Here is a 12,085-nt window from a genome sequence, read left to right on the forward strand (position 1 = left end):
AAAAGCACGCAGTTTTTCCGTGTAGGCGGCTTGTCTGATCACGCATGCCAGCGCAGTGCAGTTGGAGGAGCCGGTGGGGCGGCAGATCTGAAATGATGAAGGGGTTGCGGACCTGCCATGCCGGGCAGTTGCCTGTCTGGATGAAGCGGACCAAGGGGGGGCAGCGGTTGCGAATGCAGGCTGTATGCGCGTGGCACCGGTCACACGCGCAACGGGAGTGGTTCACATTCGTTCATGTTCCAAGGAAGGCATCCTCGAGTCGCCACTACCGGCTCAACACTGGCGCAATCGCCTGCCCCGTGAAGGTGCCCTTCGTCACCACATCCTCTGGCGTACCTGCTGCCACGATCCGGCCGCCGTTCTTGCCGCCTTCCGGCCCGAGGTCGATGATCCAGTCGGCCTCGGCAATCACATCCAGGTCGTGCTCGATGACGATCACGCTGTGGCCGCCATTCACCAGTCGGTGTAGCACATGGATGAGCTTTTCCACATCCGCCATGTGCAAACCAACAGTAGGTTCGTCCAGCACATACAGCGTGTGCGGCTGCTTGTTGCCGCGGCGGGTCACGTCGTCACGCACCTTGGTGAGTTCGGTCACCAGCTTGATGCGCTGGGCTTCGCCGCCCGAGAGCGTGGGGCTGGGCTGGCCGAGCGTCAGGTAGCCCAGGCCCACGTCCTTGAGCAGTTGCAGCGGGTGGGCGATGGTGGGCATGCTGGAGAAGAAGCCCACCGCATCGTCCACCTCCATGGTCAGCACTTCGCCGATGTTCTTGCCGCGCCAGGTGACCGACAGCGTCTCGGGGTTGAAGCGCGCGCCGTGGCAGACCTCGCAGGGCACTTTCACGTCGGGCAGAAAGCTCATCTCGATGGTGCGCATGCCCTGGCCTTCACAGGCGGGGCAGCGGCCTTCGCCGGTGTTGAAGGAGAAGCGGCTGGCGCTGTAGCCGCGCGCCTTGGCTTCGAGCGTGTCGGCGAACAGTTTGCGCACGGTGTCCCAGAAGCCGATGTAGGTGGCCGGGCAGCTGCGCGGGGTCTTGCCGATGGGGGTCTGGTCGACCTCCAGCACGCGGTCGATGTGTTCGGTGCCGAGCAGGCCCTTGAGGTGCTGCAGTTGCGCGCCGACGCCGGATTGCGCCAGCGCTTCGCGACCGGCGCGGGTGGATTGCTCGCCAACGACACGCGCGACGTTGGCCAGCAGCACGTCGCGTGCCAGCGTGGACTTGCCCGAGCCGGAGACCCCGGTGATGGCAACCAGCCGGCCCAGCGGCACCCAGGCATCGACGCCCTGCAGATTGTGCAGCGCAGCGCCCTTGAGGGTGAGCGCGGGCATGCCGGGAGAGACGGGCAGGCGCGGCTGGAACGGGTGGCGCATGGCCTGGCGCAGGTACTTGCCGGTGATGGAGTCCGGGTTGTGCGCAACCTCTTCGGGCCTGCCTTCGGCGACGATGGTGCCGCCGCGCACACCGGCACCGGGGCCGACGTCGATCAGGTGGTCGGCATGGCGGATGGTGTCCTCGTCGTGCTCGACGACGACCAGCGTGTTGCCTTTGTGGGCGAGGTCGTGCAGCGCGGCCAGCAGGATCTGGTTGTCGCGCGCGTGCAGGCCGATGGTGGGTTCGTCCAGCACGTAGCACACGCCCTGCAGGTTGCTGCCGAGCTGCGCGGCCAGTCGGATGCGCTGGGCCTCGCCGCCCGAGAGGGTGGGGGCGCCACGGTCCAGCGTCAGGTAGCCCAGGCCAACCTGTTCGAGGAACTGCAGGCGCGAGCGGATTTCGGGAATCAGGTCGCGCGCCACTTCGGCTTCGCGGCCTGTTAGCGCCAGTGCGTCGAACCAGGCGCGCAGGTCGGTGACGGACAGGCGCGCCAGTTCGGTGATGGCGACCTCGTGAAAGCGCACGGCGCGGGCCGTGGCGTTGAGGCGCGTGCCCTGGCAGCTGGGGCAGGCGGCATCGCCCACGCCTTCGGCATCGGGCTCCTCGAAGCTGCGTTCACGGCCGCGGTTGTCATCCTGCGGGGCGGAGTCGTCCAGTGCCTTGCGCTGTTCGCGCGTCAAGGCCACGCCGGTGCCCACGCAGTCCGGGCACCAGCCGTGCTTGCTGTTGTAGGAGAAGAGGCGCGGGTCCAGCTCCGGGTAGGAGGTGTGGCAGACCGGGCAGGCGCGCAGCGTGGAGTAGGTTTCCACCCGGCCGATGCCCAGCGTGGGCCGGTCGTCCTCCAGCGCCTCGGAGAGGCCATCCATGCCGCTGATGACCTGGAGCACGCCCTTGCCGTGCTCCAGCGCCTTGGCGACCTGCTCGCGCAGCAGCGCCTCGTGCTCGGGCCGCACGTCCAGGCTGAAGACGGGCAGCTCGATGCGGTGTTCCTTGTAGCGGTCCAGCTTTGGGAAGGGGTTGGTGGGTACGAAGCTGCCGTCCACGCGCAGGTGCGTGTGGCCGCGCTGGCGGGCCCATTCGGCGATCTCGGTGTAAATGCCCTTGCGGTCGGTCACCAGGGGCGCCAGCAGGCCGACGTGCTGACCGCGGTAGTGGCGCAGGATGTGGGCAACGATGGTGTCGGGCGACTGCGGCTGCACGGCGGCATCGTCGTGCACGCAGTGCTGTACGCCGAGCTTGACGTAGAGCAGACGCAGGTAGTGCCAGATCTCTGTGGCGGTGCCCACGGTGCTCTTGCGGCCGCCGCGCGAGAGGCGCTGCTCGATGGCCACGGTGGGTGGAATGCCGTGCACGGCATCCACATCCGGTCGGCTGGCCGGCTGCACGATGCTGCGTGCATAGGCGTTGAGCGATTCGAGGTAGCGCCGCTGGCCTTCGGAAAACAGGATGTCGAAGGCCAGCGTGGATTTGCCCGAGCCCGAGACGCCGGTGATGACGTTGAACTGCCCGCGCGGGATGTTGACGCTGAGGTTCTTCAGGTTGTGCTCGCGCGCGTGGACGATGGCGATTTCCTGCGGCGGCGGACTGGCCGGGCGCTGGTACTCGGCGATGACTTCGCGCACTTCCACCAGTTCCTGCTCCAGCTCGATGGCGGTGCGGGCCGGGTTCATGGTGGCGGCATAGTCGCGCAAGGCCTGCGCGGTGTAGGACGTCTCGTGCCCTGCCACCTGTTCCGGCGAGCCCTGCACGACGATGGCGCCGCCGGCATCACCGGCATCGGGGCCGAGGTCGATGAGCCAGTCGGCCGCGCGCATCACGTCCAGGTTGTGCTCGATGACGATCAGCGAATGGCCGGCATCGAGCAACTTGCGCATCGCCCGCATCAACTTGGCGATGTCGTCGAAATGCAGGCCGGTGGTGGGTTCGTCGAACAGGAACAGCGTGCCCTTGCGCGCCAGCGTCTGGCGGCTCTTGCTGGCGTTCTTGGCTGCCTCGGCGAGGAAGCCGGCAAGCTTGAGGCGCTGCGCTTCGCCGCCGGAGAGCGTGGGCACGGGCTGGCCCAGGCGCAGGTATTCCAGGCCCACGTCGGCAATCGGCTGCAGGCTGCGGACGACCTCGCGGTCCTGCGCAAAGATCTGCAGGGCCTGTAAGGCGGTGAGGTCCAGCACGTCGGCCACGTTGAAGGACTGGCCCTGGCGCTCGATGCGCACTTCCAGGATTTCCGGCCGGTAGCGGCTGCCATTGCATTCGGGGCAGCGCAGGTACACATCGGAGAGGAACTGCATCTCCACGTGCTCGAAGCCGCTGCCGCCGCATACCGGGCAGCGCCCGTCGCCGCTGTTGAAGCTGAACTTGGCGCCGGTGTAGCCGCGTTGCTGCGCCAATGGCGCCTGTGCGAACAGGGTGCGGATGGCATCCCACGCGCCCACGTAACTGGCGGGGTTGGAGCGCGCCGTCTTGCCGATGGGGGATTGGTCGACGAACACCGCATCGGCGATCTGCTCGGTGCCCAGCAGGGCGCGATAGGCACCGGGTGCCTCGGTGGCCTTGCCGAGCTGGCGCATCAGCGCCGGCGCCAGCACGTCCTGGATCAGCGTGGACTTGCCCGAGCCCGAGACGCCGGTGACGACCACCAGCCGCTCGAGCGGAAACTCCACGTCGATGTCCCGCAGGTTGTTGGCGCTGGCACCCTGCAGCAGCAGGCGCGGGGTGTTGGCCTTGACATCGCGGTGGGCCAGGTTGGTGATGTGCTTGCGCCCGCCCAGGTAGTCGCCGGTGAGGGTATGCGCGCGGCGCAGCGCGGCGGGCGTGCCGTCGAAGACGATCTGGCCGCCGCCGGCTCCCGGGCGCGGGCCCATGTCGATGATGCGGTCGGCCGCCAGCATCACGGCGGGGTCGTGTTCCACCACCACCAGCGTGTTGCCGGCATCGCGCAGGCGCAGCATGGCCTGGTTGATGCGCTGCATGTCGCGCGGATGCAGGCCGATGCTGGGCTCGTCCAGCACGAACAAGGTGTTGACGAGGGAAGTACCCAGCGCCGTGGTGAGGTTGATGCGCTGGACCTCGCCACCCGATAGCGTGCGGCTTTGCCGGTCCAGCGTCAGGTAGCCGATGCCGACTTCGCCCAGAAAGCGCAGCCGGGTGCGTATTTCATCCAGCAGCATGCGCGTGGCCTGCGCCTCGGCGTCATCATCGGCCGCGGGTGGCTGCAGCAGGTCCATGAACTGCGCCAGGCGCGAGAGCGGCAGGCGCATCAGGTCGTGCAGGCACAGGCCCGGCAGGGCTTCGAGCTGAGTTTGCGTCCAGCCCACGCCATGCGGGCGAAAGCGCTGCTCGGGCGGCAGCACCGCATCGGCAGCGGCCTTGCTGCCGATGCGCCAGAGCAGGCTCTCGGTCTGCAGGCGCGCGCCGCCGCAAGTGGGGCAGGTGGTGTAGCTGCGGTACTTGGAGAGCAGCACGCGGATGTGCATCTTGTACGCCTTGCTCTCCAGGTACTGGAAGAAGCGCGCAATGCCGTACCACTGGCGGTTCCAGTTGCCCTTGTAGCCGGGTTCGCCATCGATCACCCAGTCCTTTTGGGCCTGTGTCAGGCGGCTCCAGGGGGTGTCGCGCGGAATGCCGTGGGTCTCGGCATGGCGCAGCAGGTCGTCCTGCGCCTCGCGCCAGGCGGGGGTCTGGATCGGCTTGATGGCACCCTGGCGCAGCGTCAGCTTCTCGTCGGGGACCACCAGGCCCCAGTCCACGCCGATCACGCGGCCGAAGCCGCGGCAGGCCTCGCAGGCGCCAGCGGGCGAGTTGAACGAGAACATCGAAGGCGTTGGCTCGTGGTAGCGGATGTCGCTGCCCGGGCTGTGCAAGCCTTGCGAGAAGGACAGCACCTCGGCAGTTTGCCCTTCGTCGTCAAGCACATAGACCGACAGGCGCCCGTTGCCGCGCTTGAAAGCGACTTCCAGCGCCTCGATCACCCGCGCCGACTCGGCGCGGCCGAGGCGGAAGCGGTCGGCCACCACGTCGAGCAGCTTGCGTTGCTCGGGGGCACTCTGTGCCCTGGTGCTTTTGGCGGTCTTGCCTGCCTTGGCTGTTTTTCCGCTCGCGGCGGCGGGAGCATCGATCAGCCGCTCGGCCTGCACTTTGGTGAAGCCGCTGGAGGAGAGCCATTGTTGCATCTGCTCGTCGCTGGTGTTGGCGGGCAGTTCCACCGCGAAGGTGATGACCAGGCGTGGGTCGCTCTGGCCTTCACCAACGCCAAAGCGCGCCTGCAGCGCGGCATGCACGCTTTGCGGCGTGTCGTGCTGCACGGGCAGGGCGTTTTCCTTGTCGAACAGCTGCGCGGTGCGGGCGAACAGCAGCTTCAGGTGGTCGTTGAGTTCCGTCATGGTGCCGACTGTGGAGCGCGAGTTGCGCACCGGATTGGTCTGGTCGATGGCAATGGCGGGCGGCACGCCCTCGACCTTGTCCACCGCCGGCTTGTCCATGCGGTCAAGGAACTGGCGCGCATAGGCCGAGAAGGTCTCGACATAGCGACGCTGGCCCTCGGCATAGAGCGTGTCGAACACCAGCGACGATTTGCCGCTGCCGCTCGGACCGGTGACCACCGTCAACTCGCCGGTGCGGATGTCCACATCGAGGTTCTTCAGGTTGTGCTGGCGCGCACCGCGGATGCGGATGATGCCGTCCTGCCCGCCATCGGCTGGAGCCGTGGCAGTGGCTGTAGGGACGACAGGGACGAGCGGGGCTTTGGAGTCGGGGGCGTTCATGGAAGGTTTTTTTGGCTGGGCGCGGCAGTGGAGGCCTGGAAGGTTCCCGGCGCTACCGACTCATATGGGGGCGGTGCAGGCAAGGGCAAGCGAAAGATTGTAGGACGCACCCATGCCGGCCGCGGCCATGGGGTTTATGGCGGAAAGGCGCGTGGCCAGCGAGCTGCATGGGCGCTCGATCAGTGACGTGTGCACAGGGTCATCGAGTTCGCTGGATTTGATGATGCACGGCCCTTCGGCGGTTTGCAGCAGCGCCTCGGGGCGTGCCGCCACCCAGCGGGATATCACCCGGCTGCAGCAGCTGTTCGGTCGCGGGGGGGAAGGGAGCCTGGGCCTCTTCGAGCGCTGTACTCATGCTGGCCAGCGCATCAATCCATGGGCATGGGCCGAGGTCGCATGGCAGGTCGTGCGCGGCAAGGTCATGGAGCGGAGAGCGGCGTGAGCTTGAGGCCCGATGCCTGGCCGATGCGCCACATGCACATCACATCACATCACATAGGAGGCCAAGGCCACGGAGGGGGCGCCGCGCCCGACGCGAACCATGGTGGGTTGCGAGATGCCGAGCTTTCTGGCTTATCGCGCCTGGCTTCCGCCGCACCACTTGCGCGTAACGAGGATGTTGCTGGCAAGTTCTCCAAGGCCGCCTTGGTCGCTTGCATGCGCAAGCTGCTGACCACCCTCAACGCCTTGGTCCGTTCCGGTATGTCCCGGGACATTTCGCTTCACCGCTCTTGACTTTCAAGACGGTTACTCAGAATTCCTCGTACACCGCCGGATCCTGATCGTTGATGCGGCCATCGGTGCGGGCCAGTCCGGCGATGGCGGCCATGTCCTCATCGCTCAGCGTGAAATCGAACACCGCCAGGTTGTCGCGCTGGCGCTGGTCAGAGTTGGCTTTGGGGATGGGCAGCACGCCTTGCTGTACTTCCCAGCGCAGGATGACCTGCCCCACGCTGCGGCTGATGCGCGCCGCGATCTGCACCAGCAGCGGCTCCTGCAGCACGCTGCTGGCACGGCCCAGCGGGCTCCAGGCCTGGGTCAGGATGCCGCGCTGCCGGTCGGCCTGCTGCTGTTCGAGCTGCGGGAAGTGCGGGTGCAGCTCGATCTGGTTGAGGCTGGGTGCGACGCCGGTTTCGGCGATCAGGCGGTCCAGGTGCTCGGGCAGGAAGTTGCACACGCCGATGGAGCGCACCAGCCCGCGCTGGCGTGCCTCGATCAGGGCGCGCCAGGCCTCGACGTACAGGCCCTGCTTGGGGTTGGGCCAGTGAATCAGGTACAGGTCGAAATAGTCCAGCCCGGTGCGGTAGAGCGACTCTTCGATGGTGGCAATGGCCTCGCCGTGACGCTGGTGGCGGCCCGGCAGCTTGGAGGCGACGCGCAATTGCTCGCGCGGCACGCCGCAGGAGCGCACGGCCCGGCCTACCGCGCCTTCGTTCTCGTAATTGAACGCCGAGTCGATCAGCCGATAGCCGTTGTGGATGGCTCGGATGATGGTCTCGACGCCTGCCGCGCCGTTGAGAGTGTAGGTGCCAAAGCCGATTGCCGGCACGGTGGTGCCGTCGTTGAGGGTATGGAGGGGGATGCTCATGATGATTCCTTTCCTTTCAAGAATGCTGGCAACTGCCAAGCCGGTTGCTGCATGGCTCCAGTATTGCGCCATTGCGTGCGCAGGCCTGTAGGTCAAAGGTGTCAATGCGGCCGGCCGGCGCTGGATTGACTGGCCGATGGCGTTGATGATGCATCCTCGGAGTCTTTCGGCGGGGCTTCTTTCGGCTATCGTTCGGGGATGCGATTCCAGTCCATTCCGTCCATTTCCAAGCTCCGATTCCGCAAGTGGCTGCCCACCTGGCAGCAGCGGGTGCGACTGGCCTTGCGCGACGCCGTTGGCTGCGCATTGGCCGCGGTGATCGCCTGGCAGTTCGCGGCCTTGCTGTGGGGCCATGCGCGGCCCACCTTTGCTGCCGTCACGGCCGTGGTCTGCCTGGCGCCGGGCGTGCCCAGCCACCTCAAACAGACCTGGAGCCTGCTGCTGGGCTGCACGGTGGGCATTCTGGTGGGGGAGCTGGCCTGGCAGTTGCCGGAGCATCACCCAATGCTGAGGCTGGGGCTGATGGTGTTCGTGGCCTTGCTGCTGGGCTGCCTGTTCGGGCCCGCACCGGTGGTGCCGATCCAGTCGGGCATCTCCGTGCTGCTGGTGCTGGCAATGGGCCCGGCGGTGGCTGGCGAGGTGCGCCTGCTGGACGTGTTCACCGGTGCGGTGGTCGGGGTGTTCTTCAGCCAGGTGTTGTTCACATCGGATCCGCTCAGGGACATGTCCCGGGCGGCGGGACGGTTTCTCGGGCAGTTGGGCGATGGTTTGCAGCATGCATTGCAGGCGGTGGCGGGCGGCCGGGCCACCGAGGCCGAGCGAGCACTGGGCGCAATCACCCGCGCGCATGAAGGGCTGGCGGCATTGCAGACCGCGGTGGCGCAAGGGCAGTCGGCGGTCAAATGGTCGCTGCGTGGGCGACTGGATGCCGTTCGCGTGACGGCGGTGACACGTCGCTACGACCGGCATGCCGTGCGGCTTTATGCCGCCACGCTGCTGCTTGGTGAGAGTTTGGTGCGCACGCTCGGACACCAGAGCGGGGCCATGCCCGAGACATTGCGCCAGCGCTGTGAATGGCTGGTGCAGGCCCTGGCCGGCCTGGCGAAGGACGCGGATGTGATCGTGCTTGACCCCAGCGCGCGATTGCCCAGCCTGCCACAGGCGCACGCGGGCGGGCCGATGGCGCCGGTGCCGGCATTGCCGCCGGAATGGCAACCGGTGGACGAATATTGCGAACAGGCCCGGCAGGCGCTGGTAGCGCTGCTGGGCTCGCGTGATGGCTGAGAGCGGAAAGAGGAGCAGGCGGTCCGCTTGATGTAATCCACCTGCTCCGCCTTGCCCGCAGGCGATGGTTGATGGCCGGGCCGGCGGGCAGGTTGTCAGCTGCGCCGCAGCGGCCAGCTCCAGTGGGGTGAATCGGCCTGCAGCAGCTTGCCGAAGTGCCTGGAGATGCGCCGGATCAGTGCCATGTCACGCTCCGGCGACAGGCCCCGGTAGGGCTTACCGTGGTAGCTGCCCTGCCAGCACAGCAGTCGCGCAACCGACTCGCCCGCCTCGTAGCGGGCCTTGATCTGCTGGCTCTCCTTGTCCGATGGAGCGGCGCGGCGAATGGCATAAAGCAGGCCCAAAGCCACGCCATATTCCAGCATGGGTGTGGCGATGCCATGCCGCTCGGCCAGCGCGATGCTGCCCATGATGCGCTCGCCCTGCTGGAGCTTGCGCAGCGGATCGCGCCCGACCCGCCGGCAGGGATCCTTGAACGAGGAACGGCAGCGCTGCAGGAAATTGTTCATGAAGCTGTTGACGTGTTCGGCCAGCTCAGGGGATTCCCGCACGATGGCGGGCTTGATCTCCTGGTTGACCAACCGGCGCACCAGCGTGGCGACGCGCTCGTCCCCCATGCCCTGGGCGATGGTTTCATATCCCAGCAGGCTCGCATACCAGGCCAGGATGACATGGGTGCCGTTGAGCAGCTTGTTCTTGATGGTCTGGATCTGCGCGATGTCGTCGACCACCTTGAGCTGGCACAGCCGTCCCAGGATGTCCGGCCCCTTTTGCACATAGAGCGGCATGTCAGGCCCGCTGTGGAACAGCGCGACATTGACCTGGTTGATGGCAGTCGTCAGGTTCGAGAGGCGGCTCATCTTTTCGTAGAGCTGGGGCAGAGCGGTCTCGGTGGTGGCCGCCTTCTGGCCCAGCAGTTGCCGCACCGGCGGGCCGAGGTCGATGGTTTGCGCACCCGCGCTGCGCTCGAAATTGCCGAGGCTCGCGCGGATCAGCTTGAACACGGTCTCGCGCGGGATCTTGGTGACGATGCGGTTGACCACGGTCTCGACGAAGTCCACCTCCTTGAGCACGGCCCCTGCCGAGGATGCGCCGAGCTGCTCCGCAAGCGCTTCGGCGACGGCTTTGCGCACGAAATCCGCTCCACCGACCTTGTTGATCAGCACCAGCACCGCCAGCCGGCGGGGCTTGTCGCGCTGGCGTTGCGCCAGAGCGCGGCCGATCAGCGGCGCCTGCGAGCGGATGGCTGTCTCCGGCAGGCAGATGCCGATGATCTCCGCATCGACATACATCTGGCAGATGGCCGCTTCATCGCCCGAATCGACGATCTCCACGTTCTCGATCGACTGGTCGAAGGCCACGTCCGGGTAGCGCACCCGGTATTTGCCGAAGTGGTTGATGATGCCGCGGTAAAGCGCATTGCCGGTCACGCCGATGATCTTGCGCGGCCGCGCATAGCCATCCCAGTGGGAGAAGATCTGGCTGAGGTAGCCGCCGCCGATGGCGCCGAAGCCATGGATGCCGGCAATGCTGTGGTTCTGCGTGGGGGGGAAGGCGTCGCTCAGCCGAGGCAAGGGCAGGTGGGGGGTGACCTGCTGCAGATCCTGCAGAAAGCCAAGCATGCTGTCGTAGCCGGCAAAAGCCTTCTTGCGAATGGCCGCAGGGGGATGCTTGATGTCGAGCAGATAGATCGGCAGCCCGCCTGCAGCCACGGCAGCCTTGAGGCCATTGGCCGAATCCTCCAGGATCAGGCACTCCTCGGGCGCGCAGTTGATTTCGCTGGCAGCGGTCAGGAAGATCTCGGGGGCTGGCTTGCCGTGGATGACCTCGTCGCCACAGACCGTCGCATCGAAGTACTTGAGCACCTTCGCGCTGAGCAGGTATTCCTCGGCAATCGCGCGCCGGGTGGATGTTGCCAGTGCCAGCAAAACGCCGTTGCGCTTGAGGCGCTCGAGCACGTCGTAGAGCCCTTTCTTGACCGGAACGCCGTACTTGCGCACGTAGGCCAGTTCCAGTTCGTCAGCGCGCCGACGAATCGCCTGATAGGGGTAACGGGGACCGAAATGCTGCTGCGCCAGTTCCTGGGCCTTCTTGGCGCTCAGACCGAGTGAGCCATACAGCACCTCGTCGCTGATGCTCTGGCCGAAGAGTTGAAGGGATGCCTTGCGCAGCGTGCTGAAGCGCAGGCGCTCGGTGTCGAACATGGTGCCGTCCATGTCGAAGATGGCTGCTCGAATGTGCTTGTCTTTGAAAAACAAAACCGTCCTTTCTGTGGGCTGCTGTTTCTGGCGCCGCAGGCAGCGGAGACCAGGACTCTTAGGGGACTCATCCATAAGCGCCGGGAAAGAACGAGGCTCGTCAAGACGACGACTACGGCAACCGTGCCAATGAATGAGTCACACGACAGGACAATAGCCAGCAAGAACCATGCCGCAATGGGCGTGCTGCCAGATTGCCCTGCCAGTATTCGGACATGCTAAACGACGTTGGTGACATGCTGCTCAGGTTGCTTTGCGGTCAATGTGCATAAGCGTTGCTGGTATACAAGGTACTGAGGCTCGTGCGATTGTCGAAGGCTCATGTGGGCCGGACCTCCCGGAGCGAGGCCCGGCAGCCAGTGAGCAGACGGACTGGTCAACGCCAGCAATCGGAAGCGCTGCGCGTGCCGCCAGCCATCCCTTTGACGCCACTGGCATCGAGCGTGAAGTCACCGCATTTCTTGTCGCCCGCCTGTGCGCCGGCGCGCGTGGCTTTCAACTTGTAATTGGTGCTGGTTCCGCTGTCGTCGGAGAGCGTGTAGTACCCATTTTCGCTCGTGAGCGGCATGTTCAGCTTGCTCAAGTCTGTCGCATAGACACCATTCTGTGCGCGAAAGCGTTCCTGCCGGGCTGCGGCGTCATGCAACAGAGACTGGCCTTCAACCCGGCGTGAGCGATAGACGTATTCCTGATAGTTGGGGTATGCGATCGCGGCAAGGATGCCGACGATGGCAACCGTAATCATCAGCTCGATCAGCGTAAAGCCGATTTGCCGATTGCGATGATGCGGGAAGAAGCGTTGGAACGAGGGCATTTCTGACATCC

At 65.9% G+C, this 12,085-nt stretch carries 6 protein-coding genes and 1 pseudogene; 3 read left to right on the forward strand and 4 right to left on the reverse strand.

Annotated elements, in window-relative coordinates; all coding sequences use genetic code 11:
• Nucleotides 1-265 precede the first annotated feature (265 nt).
• Entirely contained in the window at nucleotides 266-6,130 is a 5,865-nt protein-coding gene (gene uvrA, locus EV687_RS01450; protein ID WP_122226111.1) for an excinuclease ABC subunit UvrA, read from the reverse strand.
• A gap of 112 nt (nucleotides 6,131-6,242) precedes the next feature.
• Here uvrA and EV687_RS01455 point away from each other — a divergent pair, with 112 nt between their 5' ends.
• Together EV687_RS01455 and EV687_RS19085 are read left to right on the forward strand one after the other, a co-directional pair.
• Nucleotides 6,243-6,572, forward strand: coding sequence for a hypothetical protein (locus EV687_RS01455; protein ID WP_122226112.1), 330 nt, complete (start codon nucleotides 6,243-6,245; stop codon nucleotides 6,570-6,572).
• Nucleotides 6,573-6,751: 179 nt separating this feature from the next.
• Nucleotides 6,752-6,865, forward strand: a pseudogene (locus tag EV687_RS19085) (IS110 family transposase); the annotation flags it as partial.
• 16 nt (nucleotides 6,866-6,881) lie between these two features.
• On the opposite strand, the gene EV687_RS01465 reads toward EV687_RS19085, so the two are convergent.
• Entirely contained in the window at nucleotides 6,882-7,718 is an 837-nt protein-coding gene (locus EV687_RS01465) for an aldo/keto reductase (RefSeq protein WP_122226113.1), read from the reverse strand.
• Nucleotides 7,719-7,916: 198 nt separating this feature from the next.
• Between EV687_RS01465 and EV687_RS01470 the strand changes: the two genes are divergently transcribed.
• Nucleotides 7,917-9,002 carry an FUSC family protein gene (locus EV687_RS01470; protein ID WP_122226114.1) on the forward strand — a complete coding sequence of 362 codons (1,086 nt, stop codon included), beginning with the start codon at nucleotides 7,917-7,919 and terminating at the stop codon, nucleotides 9,000-9,002.
• Nucleotides 9,003-9,097: 95 nt separating this feature from the next.
• Here the strand turns inward: EV687_RS01470 and mtlD are convergent, their stop codons facing one another.
• Both mtlD and EV687_RS01480 read right to left on the reverse strand, forming a co-directional pair.
• The gene (gene mtlD, locus EV687_RS01475; RefSeq protein WP_122226115.1) at nucleotides 9,098-11,335 is read right to left on the reverse strand and encodes a bifunctional mannitol-1-phosphate dehydrogenase/phosphatase; all 2,238 of its coding nucleotides are present in this window, start codon (nucleotides 11,333-11,335) and stop codon (nucleotides 9,098-9,100) included.
• A gap of 301 nt (nucleotides 11,336-11,636) precedes the next feature.
• On the reverse strand, nucleotides 11,637-12,074 hold the full coding sequence (locus tag EV687_RS01480) for a type IV pilin protein (protein ID WP_122226116.1): 438 nt from the start codon (nucleotides 12,072-12,074) through the stop codon (nucleotides 11,637-11,639).
• Nucleotides 12,075-12,085: the final 11 nt, after the last annotated feature.

This window comes from Corticibacter populi, from assembly GCF_004217315.1.
In the GTDB taxonomy this organism is placed as follows: Bacteria; Pseudomonadota; Gammaproteobacteria; order Burkholderiales; family Burkholderiaceae_C; genus Lampropedia; species Lampropedia populi.